The organism is Methylorubrum populi, assembly GCA_036946625.1.
Lineage (GTDB): Bacteria > Pseudomonadota > Alphaproteobacteria > Rhizobiales > Beijerinckiaceae > Methylobacterium > Methylobacterium populi_C.
Genome location: JAQIIU010000001.1, coordinates 1 through 18,572 on the forward strand (window position 1 = coordinate 1; position 18,572 = coordinate 18,572).

The following is an 18,572-nucleotide window of genomic DNA, read 5'->3' on the forward strand; positions in this document are numbered from 1 at the left end:
CAGGCCGACGCTGACCTTCTCCGGCGTGTTGAGGTTGGCCCGCACGACGCCGAGCGCCAGGGCCTGCCGCGGGTCGGGGAAACCGATCGAGCCTTCGAGGTCGTGATGGACCGAGGAGCGGTAGCCGACGCCGATCACCGTGCCGGCGGCGGGGGTGACCGTCACGCCCGCGGTGAAGCCGACGCCCCAGGAATCGCCCTTGAGGAAGCCCGACGGATAGAGGGCCGGGGACAGGCCGGGCACGGGCACCGCCTGGCGCAGGGTCAGGCGGAAATACTCGATGTTCGGGCCGGCGGCGACGGACAGCCAGTCGTTGACCTTGAAGCCGACCACCGGGTTGAAGGCGAGCGAGAAGATCCGCGAGGAGCGGGCGTAGACCGAGCCCGCCCAGTCGTTGCGCGGCTTGGTGACGAGGCCGTAGGGCGCGCCGGTCTGGAGGCCGACCCAGAGCCGGTCGGTGAGCTGGTAGGAGGTGGCGCCCGAGGGCACCACGGCGCCCTGGCCGATCTCGCCGGAGGAGCCGAAGGGCAGCAGCCCCGGCGCGGTGCCCACCGTCGGCGTGATCTCACCCGAGAGGTTGATGAAGGTCAGGCTCTGCTCGCTGGCAAATCCCGGCCGCATCGTCACGGTCGCCGGGTTCCAGAAGATCGACGAGACGCCCGCCCCGCCCGAGGCCGCGCCCGCGAAGGCGACGCCCGAACCCTGTGCACTCTGCTCACGCAGGCCGAAGGCACCGGCCTGCGCTCCCGTCACGCCCGCCATCGAAGCGGCCGCAACGGCTCCCGCGAGCCCGAGCGCGCGGATCGTCCCCCAGTCATCTTGTCTCTCCGAAGCGTCTTCTTGCAGACCCAAGTTGCACCGACGATCGAAGAGGATTGCGCGCTCCCGGTCCAGAGGGAAAAAGCCGAAAGCTGAATTATAGATCAATTGAGGAGTTTATGTCACGGAACCACGGCTGTCCCGGGCGCTCTCGGGAGGCAGAGGCTGAACCGAGGCCCCGCTTGCACCCCGGACCGGCGACGGCCATGGTCGGGCGCCCCAAGGCAGGCCTCGGGCAGGACGGAGACGCCGACGATGAAGTTGATCCGGCACGGTGCGAGCGGTGACGAGAAGCCGGGCCTCGTGGACGCGAAGGGCGGCTTGCGCGACCTCTCGGGGACCCTGCGCGACATCGCGGGAGCGGGCCTCGCGCGGGAATCGCTCGACCGGCTCGCGCGAATCGATCCGCAGAGCCTGCCGCTGCTGCCGCCCGACACCCGCCTCGGCCCCTGCGTCGGCGGCACCCGCAACTTCGTGGCGATCGGCCTGAACTACGCCGACCACGCCGCCGAGACCGGCGCCGCGATTCCGCCCGAGCCGATCGTCTTCAACAAGGCGCCCTCCTGCATCGTCGGCGCCAACGACACGGTGATCCTGCCCAAGGCCTCCGCCAAGACCGACTGGGAGGTGGAGCTCGCCGTGGTGATCGGCGCCCGCGCCTCCTACGTCCACGCCAACGAGGCCCTGCGCTACGTGGCGGGCCTGTGCATCTGCAACGACCTGTCCGAGCGCGAATTCCAGATGGAGCGCGGCGGCACCTGGACCAAGGGCAAGGGCTGCCCGACCTTCGGCCCGCTCGGTCCCTGGCTCGTGACGCTGGACGAGATCCCCGACCTGAAGAACCTCTCGATGAGCCTCGACCTCAACGGCGAGCGGATGCAGACCGGCTCGACCGCGACGATGATCTTCGACGTCGCCCAGATCGTGGCCTACGTCTCGCACTTCATGATGCTGGAGCCCGGCGACGTCATCACCACCGGCACCCCGCCGGGCGTGGGGCTCGGCATGAAGCCGCCGCGCTTCCTCAGGAGCGACGACGAGATGGTCCTGCGCATCGATCGTCTCGGCGAGCAGCGCCAAAGGGTCGTGGCCTTCGACGACTGGACCGCGAAGGTCGCCGCGGGCGAGCCGACGAACTGACGGCCCACCGGTCGATGAAGGGCGCGGCGGGCCGCTTCGAACAGTCAGGCGCGGAACGGCGAGGCTTGATTTTCCCCCGCCTTCGCCCTCAAGGATGCGCATGAGCGACGCCGTGGTCTCCCTCGCCTCTTCGCCGGCCTCTGGCCCGGCCCCCGCCGCCATCCGTCACGACTGGACGCTGGCCGAGATCCAGGCGATCCACGACATGCCGCTGCTCGATCTCGTGCATCGGGCGGGCCTCGTGCATCGGGCGCACAACGACCCCGCCGACATCCAGCGGGCGGCTCTGCTGTCGATCAAGACCGGCGGCTGCCCGGAGGATTGCGCCTATTGCCCGCAATCGGCCCACCACAAGGGAGCCAACCTGCCCCGCGAGCGGCTGATGCCGGTCGAGGCCGTGCTCGAGGAGGCCGCCGCCGCCAAGGCCAACGGGGCGCACCGCTTCTGCATGGGCGCGGCGTGGCGCAAGCCGAAGGACGGGCCGGACTTCGACGCGGTGCTGGAGATGGTGCGCGGCGTGCGCGGCCTCGGCATGGAGGCCTGCGTCACCCTCGGCATGCTGACCCGGAGCCAGGCCCAGCGCCTCGCGGAAGCGGGGCTGACCTCCTACAACCACAACCTCGACACCGGCCCCGAATTCTACGGCGACATCATCTCGACCCGCACCTACGACGACCGGCTCCGGACCCTGGAGCATGTCCGGCAGGCGGGCATCGGCGTCTGCTGCGGCGGCATCGTCGGGATGGGCGAGCGGGTGCGCGACCGGGCCGAGATGCTGCTCGTGCTCGCCAACCACGCGCCGCATCCCGAGAGCGTGCCGATCAACGCGCTCGTCGCCGTCGAGGGCACGCCGCTGGCGGACCGGCCGCCGATCGATCCCCTCGACCTCGTGCGGATGTGCGCCACCGCCCGCATCGTCATGCCGAAGGCTCGCGTCCGCCTCAGCGCCGGCCGCAAGAGCCTGACCCGCGAGGCGCAGATCCTCTGCTTCCTCGCCGGCGCCAACTCGATCTTCTACGGCGAACGCCTGCTCACCACCGCCAACAACGAGGCCGACGCCGACGCCGAACTGCTGCGCGACATCGGCGTGCCGGTGCCCGAGGTGACGCTCGCCGCCGCGGAGTAGGCGGCACGGCCCGAGGCGGGTCCGCCGAGCGGCCCCGTCGCCTTGACTTCACCCGCCTCCCGTGAATGGTGCCGGCTCCTTCTCAAGAGCCCGTCATGCACCGTTACCGTACCCATACCTGCGGGGCGCTTCGCCCGTCCGACGTCGGCGCGAGCGTCCGCCTGTCCGGCTGGTGCCACCGCGTCCGCGACCATGGCGGCGTGCTCTTCATCGACCTGCGCGACCATTACGGCCTGACGCAGTGCGTGATCGATTCCGACTCGAAGGCCTTCAAGGCCGCCGAGACGGCGCGCTCCGAATGGGTGATCCGCATCGACGGCCGCGTGCGCACCCGGCCCGCCGGCACCGAGAACCCGGAACTGCCGACCGGCGCGGTCGAGGTCTATATCGACGACCTCGAAGTGCTGGGCCCCGCGGGCGAACTGCCGCTGCCCGTCTTCGGCGATCAGGAATACCCGGAGGAGACCCGGCTCAAGTACCGCTTCCTCGATCTGCGCCGGGAGAAGCTGCACGCCAACATGATGAAGCGCGGCGCGATCATCGACAGCTTGCGCCGCCGCATGCGCGAGGGCGGTTTCTTCGAATTCCAGACGCCGATCCTGACCGCTTCGAGCCCCGAGGGCGCCCGCGACTACCTCGTGCCGTCCCGCGTGCACCCCGGAAAGTTCTACGCGCTGCCGCAGGCGCCGCAGCAGTTCAAGCAGCTCACGATGATCGCGGGCTTCGACCGCTACTTCCAGATCGCGCCCTGCTTCCGCGACGAGGACGCGCGGGCCGACCGCTCGCCGGGCGAGTTCTATCAGCTCGACATCGAGATGAGCTTCGTCACGCAGGAGGACGTGTTCCAGGCGGTCGAGCCGGTGCTGCGCGGCGTGTTCGAGGAATTTTCCGCGGGCAAGCGCGTGACGGACAAGTTTCCGCGCATCACCTACGCCGATGCGATGCTGAAATACGGCGTCGACAAGCCGGACCTGAGGAACCCGCTCCTCATCGCCGACGTCACCGACGAATTCGCCGACGACGCGGTGGCGTTCAAGGCGTTCAAGGGCGTGATCAAGTCGGGCGGCGTGGTGCGCGCCATCCCCGCCACCGGGGCGGCGGGCCAGCCGCGCTCGTTCTTCGACAAGCTCAACGACTGGGCCCGCTCGGAAGGCGCGCCGGGCCTGGGCTACATCGTGTTCGAGGAGGAGGGCGTGCATCTCTCCGGCAAGGGGCCGATCGCCAAGTTCATTCCGCCTGAGATCCAGGCACGGATCGCCGAGAAGGCCGGGGCGAAGGCGGGCGACGCGGTGTTCTTCGCCGCCGGCACCGAGGCGAAGGCGGCGGCGCTCGCGGGCAAGGCGCGCATCCGCATCGGCGACGAACTGAAGCTCTCCGACACGGACCAGTTCGCTTTCTGCTGGGTCGTCGATTTCCCGATGTACGAGTGGAACGAAGAAGACAAGAAAATCGACTTCTCCCACAACCCGTTCTCGATGCCGAACTTCGACCGCGACGAGTTCCTCGCGCTCGGCGACGGAGACTCGGAAAAGATCCTTGGGATCAAGGCGTTCCAGTACGACATCGTCTGCAACGGCATCGAGCTGTCCTCGGGCGCGATCCGGAACCACCGCCCCGACGTGATGGAGAAGGCCTTCGCGATCGCCGGCTACGGCCGCGACGTGCTGGAGGAGAAGTTCGGCGGCATGCTGAACGCGCTGCGCCTCGGCGCCCCGCCGCACGGCGGCATCGCGCCGGGCGTCGACCGCATCGTCATGCTGCTGTGCGAGGAGCCGAACATCCGCGAGGTCGTGCTGTTCCCGATGAACCAGCGCGCCGAGGACCTGATGATGGGCGCGCCGGCCGAGGCGACCCCGAAGCAGTTGCGCGAGCTGCACATCCGCCTCAACCTGCCCGAGAAGAAGGGGTGAGGGGCCCAGCAGAGTGCCGAGCGCATCGTCCTGGAAATCGGCTCCAGGACGATGCGCTCGGCTCTTGTTTTTGCATCGTCTTTTTCCGAAAGCCGGAGGCCACCTTTCGGGACGATGCTCTAGCGAGACTGAGCCTCGCGCACAAAATTTCGTTCATAACTCCGAATCCCATCGCCGATGCCGGCAGGGAGGGCGTTCTAGTGATAGCCTCTGGAAGGTGGAGTGATCGACATGAGCAAAAAACTTACCAATCTTCTAGATCGGGCCAAAGCGATTGGAATGTCGTTAAATGAGCGTGAAACACAGCGCAGAAGCTTTGCTTATGGATCCGCTCATATCGAAAATGAACGCGTAACACGCGACACAATCCGATTGGCTGAAGAAGATCTCAAGCGCCACAAAGGTGCGACAGGCGATGTCAGATAGACACAGCGAAACTGATGAGCCGGATCTGATCAAGGATCCGGCAGAGCGAGCATTTGCAGAAGCACGGAATGCTCTTCGACAGTTTGATGTCGGAATGCTTTTACTTGACCACTGGCTTGATGTGGGCCGTCCCTACATCAGGCCGTCGGATCTATTAACTCTTAATCGCTTTGCCATCGCCGGTATTCATAAATTCGCTGGGACATTTCGTAACAGTGAAGTTCGGATTGGAGGCAGCCAGCATCAGCCGCCAAACGCCGCATTCGTGCCTGAGCTCGTCGAAGACTTTTGCGCATATCTAAATGCCAATTGGGATTCGAAGACCGCCGAACATTTAGCAGCCTACGCCCTCTGGAGAATGAACTGGATACATCCCTTTGCAGATGGCAATGGAAGAACTGCCCGCATACTCTCCTATATCGTACTATCAGCAAAAAGCGGGTTTCGGTTACCTGGAACAACAACTATTCCAGAGCAAATCGCGGCCAACAAATCGCCGTACTATGCCGCCCTTGAAGATGCGGATCGCGCCTTTCTGAGAGGACGCATTGACGTATCTAAAGTCGAAGATTTGATTGAGGAATGTTTAGAAAAGCAAATTCTTTCGGCAGAATCACGGCCGGCTACCTCTTCAAAGAGTGAAGATAGGCGCGTCATCATAGACTCGGAATTGCTAGACTCATTGATACCGACAATCGAGCGATCGTTGCTAACGGTACCTGGACGCGAGAAGCACATTTTAAAAATAATCGAGAAAAATCCAGTACTTTTCAATGGATTGTTCAGTCTGCTTTCGGGGATTGGAGGTGCAGCGCTCGGGGCGATTCTAACTCTCACGCTAAGCAAGTAATGCACCTCGAAGCGCTGTGCGCGATCGTTGTCGCCCACGACAGCGCGGACGCCCTGCCCGCCTGCCTCGCGGCGCTGGCCCGCGAAACCGTCCCGGCGATCGTGGTCGACAACGCCAGCCGCGACGGCTCGGTGGCGGTGGCCGAGGCGCACGGCGCGCGGGTGATCGCCAACCCCCGCAACGAGGGCTACGGGCGGGCCAACAACATCGGCGTGCGCGCCGCCGACGGGGCAGGGCACGTCCTCATCCTCAACCCCGATCTCGTGCTGCAACCGGGCGCCGCCGCCGCGCTTCTCGCCGCGGCCGAGGCATGGCCCGATGCCGGACTGCTGGCGCCGCGCATCCACGAGCCGGACGGGCGCTTCTTCTACCAGCCGCGCTCGCTGCTCGCGCCCTACCTCACGAATCCGAAGGGCAGGCGCGCCCTGCCCGAGGGCGATGCCTGCGCCCCGTTCCTGTCCGGCGCCTGCCTGATGGTCGAGCGCGCGTTCTTCCTCGGACTCGGCGGCTTCGACCCAAAAATCTTCCTGTTCTACGAGGACGACGACCTCTGCCGCCGGGTGGCCGAGGCCGGCCGCACGCTGGTCCATGTCCACGGCGCGGTGGCCCTGCACGGGCGCGGGCGCTCCTCGGCGCCGGAGCCGGGCCGCGTGTTCCGCACCCGCTGGCATCAGGCGTGGTCGCGCGCCTACGTCTCGAAGAAGTACGGCCTGCCCGATCCGAGTCCCGGGATGCTCGCCACCAACGTCCCGAAGGCGGCGCTCTCCGCCCTCGCCTTCCGCCGCGCGGGGCTGGAACGCTACGGCGGCTCGGCGGCGGGCGCCCTGGCGGCGCTGCGGGGACGGAGCGCGCTCGCCCGCGAGGGTTTGGAGCCGTGAGCGGCCTCCTCTGCGGTCCCACGGTCGCACAGGCGCTGGCGCGCCCGCACAACGCCTTCTCGGCCCTGCGGCTGGCGCTGGCCCTGATGGTGGTGGTCTCCCACGCCTTCAGCGTCGTCTCCGGCCAGGCGCTCGACGAGCCGCTGGCCCGCGCCACCGGCTTCTCGCTCGGCGAGCACGCGGTGAACGGCTTCTTCGCCGTCTCCGGCTTCCTCGTCACCATGAGCTTCGACCGGCGCGGCTGGCGCGACTACGCCATCGCCCGCTCGTTGCGCATCGTGCCGGGTCTCGTCGCCGCGACGCTGCTCGTGAGTCTCGGCCTCGGCGCGGCCCTGACCCGACTGCCGCTCGCCGAGTACTACGCCGCGCCGGAACTGTGGCGCTTCGTGCGCGGCACGCTCCTGTCCTTCAAGAGCCACGCGAGCCTGCCCGGCCTGTTCGAGGCCAACCCGTTCCGCAGCCCGCTCGGCACGGTCTGGACCCTGAAATACGAGACGATCTGCTATGTCGGCGTGCTGGTCGTCGGCTTGTTCGGATTGTTGCGGCGGCGCTGGGCCGTGCCGTCCCTCACCGCCGCCCTGGCGCTGACCCTGGCCGGGCTCGAAACCTTCCGGCCCGACATGCCGAAGGGCGCCGAGACGGCCCTTCGCCTGCCGCTGATCTTCGCGGCCGGCGCCTGCCTCTACCTGTGGCGCGACCGCGTGCGGCTCGGGGCGTGGCCGCTGCTCGGCCTCGTCGCGGCCGCCCTCCTCCAGGGGCACGCGCCCTCCCGCACGCTGCTGTTCCTCTCGGAGAGCTGCGCGGCGATCTGGCTCGCCTTCCTCCCGGCCCTGGCCCGCCCCGCCTTCGATCCCCCCGCCGACCTCTCCTACGGGGTCTACCTCTACGGCTGGCCGATCCAGCAGAGCCTGCACGCGCTGTTCCCCGCGGCCTCCGCTCCGGTGCTGCTGGTCCCCGCGCTCGGGCTCGCCCTCCTCGTCGCGGCGCTCTCCTGGTACGCCGTCGAGAAGCCGGCCCTGCGCCTGAAGGCGCGGGCGCTCGGGCGGCGCACGCTGGGCACCATCGAGCCCGCCGCGCCCTGACGCGCGATCGATCCGATGGCCGGCTCGCCGCGTTTCCCGCTCCATCGGGAGCGTCAGGCCGCCGCCGTGGCGAGCGGACGGCGCCGCCCTAGCTTATCGCGTCGGCCCGCCGGTTCCGGCGGCCTCCCCGCATCGGCACAGGCAGAGCGAAAGCCTCCCCATGAAGGTCGTCGTGGATCTCAACCGCTGCCAGGCCTACGCGCAGTGCATCTACGCGGCGCCGGGGCACTTTGCGCTGCACGGGCGCGAGGCCCTGGTCTACGACCCCTCCCCCGACGAGGCGGCGCGGGGCGCGATCGAGCGAGCCGTCCAGGCCTGCCCGGTCCGGGCGATCACCGCCTTTCCGGACGCCCCCGAGCAGGCCGGAGAGGCGTCGTGACCGCACGACCCGAGCGCATCGTCGTCGTCGGCGCCTCGCTGGCGGGCCTGGCCGCCGCCCATCGCTTACGCGAGCGCGGCTTTGCCGGCTCCCTCACCCTGGTCGGCGACGAGCCCCACCTCCCCTACGACCGGCCGCCGCTCTCCAAGCAGGTGCTGCGCGGGCTCTGCACCGCCGACACCACCCTGCCCCGCCATCCCGACCTGCGAGCGGAGTTCCGCCTCGGCCGGCCGGCGACCCGGCTCGACCCTGCTGCGCGTACGGTCGAACTCGGCGATGGCAGCCGCCTGCCCTACGACCGCCTGCTGATCGCCACCGGCACCCGGGCGCGGCCCTGGCCCGCATCGGAAGAAGCGGCCCTCGACGGCGTCTTCACCCTGCGCGGTCGCGACGACGCACGGCGGCTCGGCGCACGACTTCAGGCGAAGCCGCGCCGCGTCGTCCTCGTCGGCGGCGGCTTCATCGGCTTCGAGATGGCCTCGACCTGCCGCGACTTGCGTCTCCCCGTCACCCTGCTGGTGCGCGACGCCGTACCGTTGGCCGCCGCCCTCGGTCCGCGCCTCGGCGGCCTCGTCGGCGAGGTGGCGCGCGAAAAGGGCGTCGACCTGCGCCTGAAGACCGAGATCGAGCGGATGGAGGCGGAAGGCGACCGGCTCGCCGCCGTGACGCTGAAGGACGGCGAGCGGATCGAGACCGACTGCCTCGTCGCGGCGATCGGGACGCTGCGCAACGTCGAGTGGCTCGACGGCTCCGGGCTGGAGGCCGACGCCAAGGGTTTGCGCTGCGACGCCTTCTGCCGAGCCCTCCTCCGCGACGGGAGCGTGGCCGCGGGCGTGTTCGCGGCCGGCGACGTGGCGCGCTGGCCGAACCCGCACGACGACGACGCGCTGGTGGCGGTCGAGCACTGGGGCAACGCCCGGGCGCAAGCGGAGACCGTTGCGGACAACATGCTGGCCGGCGACGCCTCGGCCATGCGCCGCCACGACCACCTGCCCGATTTCTGGTCGCAGCAATTCGGCCTGACGATCAAGCTCGTCGGCCTGACCGAGGGCGCCGATGCCTTCGCGGTGATGCACGGCTCCCTGGAGGAGCGCCGCCTCGTGGCCGCCTTCGGACGTGACGGCCGCACCATCGCCGCGGCCTCGATCGACAGCGCCCGCTGGCTGCCGGCCTACAAGGCCGCGATCCGCGAGCGCGCCCCCTTCCCGCCGATCGGGGATGCCCTCGACCAGACCCGCATCCGTGTGCAGGACCCGTGATTCACATTCCAAAGCCCGCGCGGCGCCTGAGCGAAGCGGATTTTCCGCATCGCGCAGCGATCCATCGGAAAATCCCATGAGCGGAAGCACGCTGTTCGAACGGATCCTCGATCCCGCCAACCGGGCGAACCCCTACCCGCTCTACGCGGAGATGCGAAAGACCCCGGTCGCGCGGCAGGAGGACGGCACCTACGTCGTCAGCACCCATGCCGAGCTGGCGCGGCTGATCTCCGATCCGCGGATCAGCTCGGACGATCTGCCCGACCCCCGGAAATTCCGCTGGACCGGGCATCCGGTCACCGACCTGCTGGTGCGCCCGGTGCGGGCCGAGATCCGCAAGCGGCACCGCCCCTTCATCTTCCGCGATCCGCCCGACCACGACCGCCTGCGGGCGCAGGTGATGCGCTGCTTCACGCCGGAGCGGGTGCGCGGCATGCGCGACAAGACGCAACGCATCACCGACGACCTGATCGGCAAGATGCGGGGGAAGGGACGCATCGACCTCGTCGACGACTTCTCCTACCCACTGCCCGTCACGGTGATCTGCGAGCTGCTCGGCGTGCCGCCGGAGGACGAGCCGCGGTTCCACGGCTGGGCGACGCAGCTCGCGACTGCCTTGGAGCCCAACCAGCGCGACGACGCGGAGACCCAGGCCAGGAACGAGGTCTGCTTCAATGAGATCGCCGACTACATCCGGGACCTGATCAAGGACAAGCGCAAGGCGCCGCAGGAGGACATTCTCTCCGATCTCGCGACCGACCGGGACGGGATGAACGACTACGACCTGATCGCCACCGCCGTGCTGCTGCTGGTGGCGGGCCACGAGACCACGGTGAACCTGATCACCAACGGCATGCTGACGCTGCTGCGCTTCCCCGGGCATCTGGAGCGCCTGCGGGCCGAGCCGGAGACCGCGCCGCGCCTGATCGAGGAATTGCTGCGCTACGAGCCGCCGGTGCACTACCGCACCCGGCTGGCGCTGGCCGACATCCCGGTCGCCGGCACCACCATCCCGAAGGACGCGCCGGTGATCCTCCTGCTCGCCGCCGGCAGCCGCGATCCCCTCCGCTTTCCCGATCCCGACCGCTTCGACCCGGACCGGCCCGACAACCGCCATCTCGGCTTCGGCGGCGGCCTGCACTACTGCGTCGGCGCCCCGCTCGCGCGGATCGAGGCGGAGGTGGCTTTGGTCTCCCTGGTGCGGCGGCTGAAGGGGCCGTCGCTGGTCAAGGACCCGCCGCCCTACCGCCCGGGTGCGTCGCTGCGGGGCCCGCGGCATCTGCCGCTGGCGCTGGAGGGGGTGGCGGACGAATGATTTCACCCGGGCGCCGGGCCCCTCTCCCCGCAAGCGGGGCGAGGGGATGCGCACGCGGCGCGCCGGAAAAGATGCGTCGGACGCCATCCGGTCGATGCGTTCGTGTCCTGCGTCCTTGCGAGGCGAAGCCGTGGCAAACCAGGGCGCGCCCTTTCCGGACCTGTCGCGCCCTGGATCGCTTCGCGGCCGCTCGCGATGACGGCGTGAGGCGAGACCCGAAGCGATCAAGCGGAAACGGCAAAAAGAAAAGCGCCCGGCCTCTCGGTCGGGCGCTCTCGCAAAGACGTCCCTGCGGACGCGTCCTACGCGGTCAGGACCGTGGAGGGTTCGACCTTCACGCCCGGGCCCATCGTCGAGGTGACGGCGATGCGCTGGATGTAGGTGCCCTTGGCGCCGGCGGGCTTCGCCTTGGCGACCGCGTCGGCGAAGGCCTTGATGTTCTCGACGAGCTTCCGCTCGTCGAAGGACACCTTGCCGACGCCGGCGTGGATGATGCCGGCCTTCTCGACCCGGAACTCGACCGCGCCGCCCTTGGCGGCGGCGACCGCGCCCTTCACGTCCATGGTGACGGTGCCGACCTTCGGGTTCGGCATCAGGCCGCGCGGGCCCAGCACCTTGCCGAGACGGCCGACGAGCGGCATCAGGTCCGGTGTCGCGATGCAGCGATCGAACTCGATCTTGCCGCCCTGGACGATCTCCAGAAGATCCTCGGCGCCGACGATGTCGGCACCGGCTGACCTAGCGTCGTCCGCCTTGGCGCCGCGGGCGAAGACCGCCACACGGACCGTCCGGCCGGAGCCGTTCGGCAGGTTGCAGACGCCGCGGACCATCTGGTCGGCGTGGCGCGGGTCGACGCCGAGATTCATCGAGATCTCGACGGTCTCGTCGAACTTGGCCGAAGCCTTCGACTTCACCAGCTTGACCGCCTCGTCGATGGCGTAGAGCTTGGTCGGCTCCAGACCCTCGCGGGCGGCGCGGATGCGCTTTCCTTCGCGTGCCATGTCGCCCTCCCTCAGGCCGTGACTTCGAGGCCCATGGCCCGCGCGGAACCGCGGATCATGGCGACGGCGGAATCAACGCTGTCGCAGTTGAGGTCGGGCATCTTCTTCTCGGCGATCTCGCGGAGCTGGGCCTCGGAGATCTTGCCGACGGTCCCGCCCTTGCCCGGGGTCTTGGAGCCGGAGGCCGGCTTCTTGCCGAGCTTCAGGCCCGCCGCCTTCTTCAGGAAGAAGGTGACCGGAGGCTGCTTCATCTCGAAGGTGAAGGAGCGATCCTGATACGCGGTGATGATCACCGGGATCGGGGTCCCCTTCTCCATCTGCGCGGTCTTCGCGTTGAAGGCCTTGCAGAATTCCATGATGTTGAGGCCGCGCTGACCGAGCGCGGGGCCGATCGGCGGCGACGGGTTGGCGGCGCCGGCCGGGACCTGAAGCTTCACGTAGCCCGTGATCTTCTTCGCCATGGGACTGCTCCCAAGATTTGCGCGTCCCCGCGCTGCCTCGGCACGGACGGACGGGCGGTTGCAGGTCGCGGTGCGATCCGAACGCGATCCCGGAGGCGAAGCCGGGCGGATCTCCCGCGGTCGATGGCGAATGGCGAATGGCGAATGGCGAATGGGGCCGTGCCCCAGCTCGCCGGTCGCCAACGACATTGCCGGAGGACGATCGGCGGATGGCTCGGCGCCGGAAGGCCTGACACCTTCCGTTCGCCATTCGCCATTCGCCATTCGCCCCTTACGATCAGGCCTTCTCGACCTGCCCGTATTCCAGCTCGACCGGGGTGGCGCGGCCGAAGATCGACACCGCCACCTTGAGGCGCGAGCGGGCCTCGTCGATCTCCTCGACGGTGCCGTTGAAGGAGGCGAAGGGGCCGTCTGAGACGCGCACCGTCTCGCCGATCTCGAAGGAGACCGTGTGCTTGGGGCGGTCCACGCCCTCCTGCACCTGCCCCTTGATGCGCTCGGCCTCCACATCCGGGATCGGCACCGGCTTGGCCTTGTCGGCGCCGAGGAAGCCGGTCACCTTCGGGGTGTTCTTGATGAGGTGGTAGACCTCGTCCGTCAGGTCGCACTTCACCAGCACGTAACCGGGGAAGAATTTCCGCTCGGCATCGACCTTGCGGCCTCGCCGGACCTCGGTGACCTTCTCGGTCGGCACCATGACCTCGTCGAACAGCTCGGTCAGCCCGCGCTGGGCCGCCTGGTCCTTGATGGACTGGGCGACCTTGTTCTCGAAGTTCGAGTAGGCGTGGACGATGTACCAGCGCTTCGACACGGGTCTTCTCAACTCCTCGGCGTTCTCGAAGAACGCCCGCGATGATTCAGGCGCCGATCCCGAGGATCAGGCTGACGGCGAAGCGCAGCACCTGATCGACGGCGACGAAGAACAGGCTCGCCACCACCACCATGATGAACACCATCACGGTGGTGATCGTGGTCTCCTTGCGGGTCGGCCACGTGACCTTGCGGGCCTCGTCGCGCACCTCGCCCAGGAACTCCGCCGGGCCCACGCGCTTCGGCGCGGGACGGGCCGGCGGGGTCGCGCGCTGGGGCGCTGCGGGCGCCGCGCCGCGATGGGGTCCGCGCGCCGCGTCGGCTTTCTTGGTCGCTTCGTTCGATGCCATGGCGCAACTGAAACCGGACAGGGTTCCGGGAACCGCCGATCGCGGTGCGGGGACGGAAACGTCCCGCACCGACGGCCTCTGAGGATCTCGGAATGCGCCCGCTCTAGCGCAAGTGATCCGGCTTGTCGATGGGTTCGGAAGGGCTGCCGCTCGCGGGCGGTTCGCGTGCGCCGTGGCAGGAGTGGAGGGACTCGAACCCCCAACCCCCGGTTTTGGAGACCGGTGCTCTGACCAGTTGAGCTACACTCCTACGGCGCGCGCGGCGCGGTTCGCCTCATGCCGCAAGCGGGCGCTCAAAGCAAGGGCGGAACGCGGCGTCACCAGGGCCATCGCTTGAAGCGATGGCCCTGGTTTTCTTGCCAGCCTCAGTCGCCGGCGCCCGCCTCCGCGGGCTCAGGCTTTCGCTCCGCTCGATGTTTCTCAGGACGAATGTCCTGACAAACCCGCTCCGCGCGGCGCTCTTGCCCGTGTCCCTTGGCGCCGCGAAGCCGCTCGAGCGGCTTCGAGCGATGCCCTGGCGGCATCACACGGGGCGCCGGCCGTCTTCTCCCTCGTCCGGCTCGCATTCGCCATCCGCGAACGGATAGGCCGCCTCCACGAGGTAGGGACCGCCGCCGCGGGAGGTTCGGGCCGAGAACAGGGCGGCGCGGTGCGCCGTGAAGGCCAGGCGGGGAAACACGCCGGCCTGCGTCAGCACCCGCGCCACCGCCTCCGGCGTGGCCTCGCGGTTGAGGCGGGCGAGCGTGACGTGGGGCGTGAACTTGCGCCGCTCCGGCGCGGCGCCGGCACGGCGGGCGATGCGCTCGTGCTCCTCCTGCAGGCCGGCCAGCTCCGGCGTGGGCACGACCGAGGCGTAGAGCGCCCGCGGCCGGTCGCCGCCGAAGCTCGCGAGCCCGTCGAGCGTGACGGCGAAGGCCGGGCGCGCCCGCGCCTCCCGCAGGCCGGCATCGACATCGGCGGCGACCACGTCGTCGATCTCGCCGAGGAAGAGCAGGGTGACGTGGTAGTCGCCCGGCTCGATCCAGCGGGCGCCGGGCAGGCCGCCGCGGAAGAACGACAGCCGTTCGGCGATCGCCGCCGGGATCTCGAGACCGGTGAACAGGCGCGGCATCGCTACGGACCCTTCCGCTCCAGGCGGTCCACGAAGGTCTCGGCGGTGGGCAGGATGCCCTCGACGATCCGCTCGACGCCCTTGGCCGTGGGGTGCAGCCCGTCATCCATGGTGTCGGCGCGCCGGCCCGCCACGCCGTCGAGGAAGAACGGGTAGAGGACGAGGCCGTGCGCCTTGGCGAGATCGGGATAGATCGCGTCGAAGCGGGCGCGGTACTCGGTGCCGAGATTGGGCGCGGCCAGCATGCCGGCGAGCAGCACCGGGATGCCGCGCTCCTTCAGCCGCACGATGATCGTGTCGAGCGCCTTGCGGGTCACCGTCGGATCGATGCCGCGCAGCATGTCGTTGGCGCCGAGTTCGAGGATCACCCCTTGGGTGCCCTCGGGCACCGACCAGTCGAGCCGGTCGAGCCCGCCGGTGCTGGTGTCGCCCGACACGCCGGCATTGGCGATCTCGACCCGGTGCCCCTTGGCCTTCAAGGCCCGCTCCAGCACCGCGGGGAAGGCGGCCTCGGCCGGCAGGCGGTAGCCCGCGGTGAGGCTGTCGCCGAAGGCGACGAGCTTGAGCGGCGCGTCGGCGGCCCGCCCGGCGCCGGGAAGGAGGCCGGCGGCGCCCGCGAGCGTGGCTGCGGCGAAGAGGAGCATCAGCACGGCCCTGCGCCGGGGGCGGGGCGGCCCCACATCGGGGCGGGGCGTCTCGCGCCGGGGGCGCGAGCGTGACACAAGCCCGTCACCGGATTCGGCTTCCGCCTCGTGCGCGTGGTGCAAGGCCGTGTCCTGGTGCAAAGCCGTGTCCTTTCGCTCGAACCTGTCCGTGTGGCTCTCAAGCCCCTTGCCAAGATCGGTCGGTGCCTGATGTCGAACAAGGCCGTCTCCCTGTCGCAGATCGAGCTGAGCCTCGGCCGTGGCCCGGCGCGGGTGCATGTCCTGCGCGGCATCTCGCTCGATGTCGAGCGGGGCGAGGCGGTGGGGCTCGTCGGCCCCTCGGGTTCGGGCAAGTCGACCCTGCTCACCGTGATGGCCGGGCTGGAGCGGCCCGATACCGGCCGCGTCACCATCGCCGGCACCGATCTCGGCGGCCTCGACGAGGACGGGCTCGCGCGCTTCCGCGGCCGCAACATCGGCATCGTGTTCCAGGCCTTCCACCTCGTGCCGACCATGACCGCCCTGGAGAACGTGGCGCTGCCCCTTGAACTCGCCGGCGCGGCCGATCCGCACGGGCGGGCGGCGGCGGAACTGGAAGCGGTGGGGCTCGGCCACCGGCTGCGGCACTACCCGGCCCAGCTCTCCGGCGGCGAGCAGCAGCGGGTGGCGATCGCCCGCGCGCTCGCGCCCGATCCGGCGATCCTGGTCGCCGACGAGCCGACCGGCAACCTCGACGAGGCGACCGGGCGGCAGATCGTGGAGCTGCTGTTCGGCCTGAAGCGCGACCGCGGCGCGACCCTGGTGCTGGTCACGCACGATCCCGGCCTCGCCCGGCTGTGCGACCGCACCGTGCGCCTGCGCGCCGGCCGGATCGAGGCGCCCGCCGAGGCCTGACGGCAGCGCCTGGAGCGTCGTCTTTTCAGACAAGCCGGCAGCCACCTTTCGGGACGAGGCTCTTAAGCGGAAAACCTCTCGGAGCGCGGCAACCTCCGAAAGGCGAGAAAGCCCAAGAAAGCCGTTGAGTGGTTCAGCCGACCTTCCTCGCACGGCGTCTCGACGCGTGCCGAGGGCGCGGAAAAGCTCAGGCGCTCGGCGGTGCGCCGATTCGGGCGCGGAGCCGGGCCCGCAGGTTCTGGTTGGCGGCGCTGCGGTCGGCATCGAGCGCCCACATCAGGCGCAGGAGCCGGCTGATCGGCAGGGCCCGGTCCTCGATCGCTTCGGCAACCTGCTGCTGGAGGGATTTCGAGGTCGTCATCACCGTCTCGGCCGTGCTCTGCATGGATCGCATCCGGAAGCGGGCTCGCCCCCGCGGGGCGCGCTCTTAAACGGTTCCAAATCGCGACGCCATAGGTTTGCCGGCTCGCGGTTAGCGGCTCCCTCAAGCGGCGGATCGACAGCCCACGGGTTTTCGACGCCCGCTCCCCTCATGCGAGCGGCGAGCGGCCGTAGCCGTCGAGCAGATCCTGCGGATCGCGGTAGATCGCGACGCAGCCGGCCGCCGACAGCTCGGCCTCGGGGAAGCCGCCGCACAGGACGCCGATGGTGGAAAGCCCAGCGCGTGCAGCGGCTTGCGCGTCATAGGGCGTATCGCCGACCACCATCGCCGCCTCCCTGGGAATGCCGGAGAGCTTCTCCAGCACCGCCTCGAAGATGTCGGGATGCGGCTTCGAACGGTCGGCGGCGTCGGAGGTGGTCACCACGTCGACGAGACCGGCGATGCCGAGGATCCTTTGGTACTTCTCCACTTCGTCGGCCTTGCCCGAGGAGGCCAGCGCGACAATCTGGCCTGCATCGCGCACATGGCTCAACAGCGCCTGCACGCCGGAAAACGGCTCAGCCTGCGCCAGATAGGCCCGCTTGAACAGGTCGGAGCGGTAGGATTCGATCGCTTCGCCCTCCCGGGCGAGCCGCGCCGCGTCCACGAAGACGGGCAGAAGCTGGTCGCCGCCCTTGCCGATCTGGCGGCGAACGTCCGCCTCCTGCACACGAATCCCGAAATGCGCGAAGGCCTCGGCCCAGGCACGGGCGTGCAGGTCGACGCTGTCGAGGAGGGTGCCGTCGATGTCGAACACGACGGCCCTGATGCGGGCGCTCATCCGAAAAGCCGGCGCTCAGCGCGGAAAGATCCGAAGGCCGTCGTCCGGCAGGAGGTTGCGGGCCGGACCGCCGGTCTGCTGGCCGCGGCCCTGCTGGTAGTAGGGCAGTTCGGGCCGCCGGTCGTTGCCGCTGCCGGAATCGTATTCCCAGGGCGCATTCCAGGGCGCCCGGCCGCCGACCGCCGGGACCGCGGGCGCGGCGTCGAACGCCGCGTCGCCACGCCCGGGCCCGGCCGCGGCGGGCAGAATCGCCAGGGTCGCCGCGCCGAGCAGCGCGACCGCAACACTCCGTCCGATCAGCGCCTGCATCGCGAAGTCCGTCCCCGGTCCGTGAGATCGCCGCCGCGCGTCGCGGGGCGTGCGATGGGCAACGGCCGGGCCTGCCCCGCGTTCCCCGCGGCCGTTCGTGTGCGCGAAAAGCCTCCCCGAAAAGCGAAAAGCCCGCCGGCCCCGAGGGGCGGCGGGCTCTCGAACCGCATCGGCCTGAAGGTTTTCAGTGCAGGACGGCGGCCTCGGCCCCGGCGCGGGCCTTGGCGCGGCGCGCGGCCGGCTTCTCCGCGGATTTCGCGGAGACCTTGGCAGGAGCCTTCGCCGACTTGGCAACCTTGGCAGCCTTGGCGACGCCCGCCAGCACCTCGGCCGGCGCCTTCACGGCAACCGTTTTCGCCGCGGCCTTGGCTTCCACGGTGGTCTTGGCACGGTCGGCCCGCGGCTTGGCGGCCTCGGCCGGCGCGGCGTCCGCCCTGGCCTCGACCGTCACGCCGGTCCGGCGCAGCTCGGCCTCGGCCTGCAGCCAGTGGGCCTCGGCCCGGCCGAACACCCGGCCCTCGCCCTCCCAGATGTAGTAGGCGCGCTCGCGCACGCTCGTCTCGCACAGCACCATGAAGCTCTCCTGAAATCGTCCGACCCGAGCCC

Annotated in this window: 22 protein-coding genes and 1 tRNA gene; 11 read left to right on the forward strand and 12 right to left on the reverse strand. The window is 69.5% G+C overall.

What is annotated here, in order from left to right; translation table 11 throughout:
- Nucleotides 1-762: outer membrane protein transport protein (locus tag PGN25_00005; GenBank protein MEH3116039.1), on the reverse strand; the 762-nt coding region annotated here is incomplete at its 3' end.
- A 312-nt stretch (nt 763-1,074) separates the two neighbouring features.
- On the opposite strand from PGN25_00005, the gene PGN25_00010 reads away from it, so the two are divergent.
- From PGN25_00010 to PGN25_00055, 10 genes are all read left to right on the forward strand, one after another.
- Nucleotides 1,075-1,959 (forward strand): fumarylacetoacetate hydrolase family protein, encoded by an 885-nt coding sequence (locus tag PGN25_00010; protein MEH3116040.1) that lies wholly within the window; start codon nt 1,075-1,077, stop codon nt 1,957-1,959.
- A 100-nt stretch (nt 1,960-2,059) separates the two neighbouring features.
- Nucleotides 2,060-3,085, forward strand: a complete 1,026-nt coding sequence (gene bioB, locus PGN25_00015) for a biotin synthase BioB (protein MEH3116041.1) — start codon at nt 2,060-2,062, stop codon at nt 3,083-3,085.
- Between the two features lie 95 nt (nt 3,086-3,180).
- The gene (gene aspS, locus PGN25_00020; GenBank protein ID MEH3116042.1) at nt 3,181-4,995 is read left to right on the forward strand and encodes an aspartate--tRNA ligase; all 1,815 of its coding nucleotides are present in this window, start codon (nt 3,181-3,183) and stop codon (nt 4,993-4,995) included.
- A 231-nt stretch (nt 4,996-5,226) separates the two neighbouring features.
- Entirely contained in the window at nt 5,227-5,421 is a 195-nt protein-coding gene (locus PGN25_00025; GenBank protein ID MEH3116043.1) for a hypothetical protein, read from the forward strand.
- Entirely contained in the window at nt 5,411-6,271 is an 861-nt protein-coding gene (locus tag PGN25_00030; GenBank protein ID MEH3116044.1) for a Fic family protein, read from the forward strand. Before PGN25_00025 ends, PGN25_00030 begins: the two co-directional genes overlap by 11 nt.
- Nucleotides 6,271-7,149 carry a glycosyltransferase family 2 protein gene (locus PGN25_00035; GenBank protein ID MEH3116045.1) on the forward strand — a complete coding sequence of 293 codons (879 nt, stop codon included), beginning with the start codon at nt 6,271-6,273 and terminating at the stop codon, nt 7,147-7,149. Before PGN25_00030 ends, PGN25_00035 begins: the two co-directional genes overlap by 1 nt.
- On the forward strand, nt 7,146-8,231 hold the full coding sequence (locus PGN25_00040; GenBank protein ID MEH3116046.1) for an acyltransferase: 1,086 nt from the start codon (nt 7,146-7,148) through the stop codon (nt 8,229-8,231). Before PGN25_00035 ends, PGN25_00040 begins: the two co-directional genes overlap by 4 nt.
- 160 nt (nt 8,232-8,391) lie before the next feature.
- Complete coding sequence (locus tag PGN25_00045; GenBank protein ID MEH3116047.1) at nt 8,392-8,610, forward strand: ferredoxin; 219 nt, start codon at nt 8,392-8,394, stop codon at nt 8,608-8,610.
- The gene (locus PGN25_00050) at nt 8,607-9,869 is read left to right on the forward strand and encodes an FAD-dependent oxidoreductase (protein ID MEH3116048.1); all 1,263 of its coding nucleotides are present in this window, start codon (nt 8,607-8,609) and stop codon (nt 9,867-9,869) included. The genes PGN25_00045 and PGN25_00050 overlap by 4 nt, the downstream gene beginning before the upstream one ends.
- 76 nt (nt 9,870-9,945) lie before the next feature.
- The gene (locus PGN25_00055; GenBank protein ID MEH3116049.1) at nt 9,946-11,184 is read left to right on the forward strand and encodes a cytochrome P450; all 1,239 of its coding nucleotides are present in this window, start codon (nt 9,946-9,948) and stop codon (nt 11,182-11,184) included.
- 302 nt (nt 11,185-11,486) lie between these two features.
- Here PGN25_00055 and rplA read toward each other — a convergent pair whose 3' ends face one another.
- The 7 genes from rplA to PGN25_00090 form a co-directional block, all read right to left on the reverse strand.
- The gene (gene rplA / locus PGN25_00060) at nt 11,487-12,185 is read right to left on the reverse strand and encodes a 50S ribosomal protein L1 (GenBank protein MEH3116050.1); all 699 of its coding nucleotides are present in this window, start codon (nt 12,183-12,185) and stop codon (nt 11,487-11,489) included.
- Nucleotides 12,186-12,196: 11 nt separating this feature from the next.
- Entirely contained in the window at nt 12,197-12,646 is a 450-nt protein-coding gene (rplK, locus tag PGN25_00065; GenBank protein MEH3116051.1) for a 50S ribosomal protein L11, read from the reverse strand.
- A 277-nt stretch (nt 12,647-12,923) separates the two neighbouring features.
- Nucleotides 12,924-13,457 carry a transcription termination/antitermination protein NusG gene (gene nusG / locus PGN25_00070; GenBank protein MEH3116052.1) on the reverse strand — a complete coding sequence of 178 codons (534 nt, stop codon included), beginning with the start codon at nt 13,455-13,457 and terminating at the stop codon, nt 12,924-12,926.
- A 46-nt stretch (nt 13,458-13,503) separates the two neighbouring features.
- On the reverse strand, nt 13,504-13,806 hold the full coding sequence (secE, locus tag PGN25_00075) for a preprotein translocase subunit SecE (protein MEH3116053.1): 303 nt from the start codon (nt 13,804-13,806) through the stop codon (nt 13,504-13,506).
- A gap of 173 nt (nt 13,807-13,979) precedes the next feature.
- Nucleotides 13,980-14,056, reverse strand: a tRNA-Trp gene (locus tag PGN25_00080).
- A 273-nt stretch (nt 14,057-14,329) separates the two neighbouring features.
- Entirely contained in the window at nt 14,330-14,917 is a 588-nt protein-coding gene (gene thpR / locus PGN25_00085) for an RNA 2',3'-cyclic phosphodiesterase (GenBank protein MEH3116054.1), read from the reverse strand.
- 2 nt (nt 14,918-14,919) lie between these two features.
- Nucleotides 14,920-15,561: an arylesterase gene (locus PGN25_00090; protein MEH3116055.1), complete on the reverse strand. Its 642-nt coding sequence runs from the start codon at nt 15,559-15,561 to the stop codon at nt 14,920-14,922.
- A gap of 210 nt (nt 15,562-15,771) precedes the next feature.
- Between PGN25_00090 and PGN25_00095 the strand changes: the two genes are divergently transcribed.
- Entirely contained in the window at nt 15,772-16,455 is a 684-nt protein-coding gene (locus tag PGN25_00095; protein MEH3116056.1) for an ABC transporter ATP-binding protein, read from the forward strand.
- Nucleotides 16,456-16,642: 187 nt separating this feature from the next.
- Here the strand turns inward: PGN25_00095 and PGN25_00100 are convergent, their stop codons facing one another.
- The 4 genes from PGN25_00100 to PGN25_00115 all read right to left on the reverse strand — a co-directional run bounded on the left by PGN25_00100 (nt 16,643) and on the right by PGN25_00115 (nt 18,540).
- Complete coding sequence (locus PGN25_00100; GenBank protein ID MEH3116057.1) at nt 16,643-16,840, reverse strand: hypothetical protein; 198 nt, start codon at nt 16,838-16,840, stop codon at nt 16,643-16,645.
- 145 nt (nt 16,841-16,985) lie between these two features.
- Nucleotides 16,986-17,657: an HAD family hydrolase gene (locus tag PGN25_00105; protein MEH3116058.1), complete on the reverse strand. Its 672-nt coding sequence runs from the start codon at nt 17,655-17,657 to the stop codon at nt 16,986-16,988.
- A 15-nt stretch (nt 17,658-17,672) separates the two neighbouring features.
- Entirely contained in the window at nt 17,673-17,966 is a 294-nt protein-coding gene (locus PGN25_00110; GenBank protein MEH3116059.1) for a hypothetical protein, read from the reverse strand.
- Between the two features lie 184 nt (nt 17,967-18,150).
- Entirely contained in the window at nt 18,151-18,540 is a 390-nt protein-coding gene (locus tag PGN25_00115; GenBank protein ID MEH3116060.1) for a DUF2934 domain-containing protein, read from the reverse strand.
- Between the last annotated feature and the right edge of the window lie 32 nt (nt 18,541-18,572).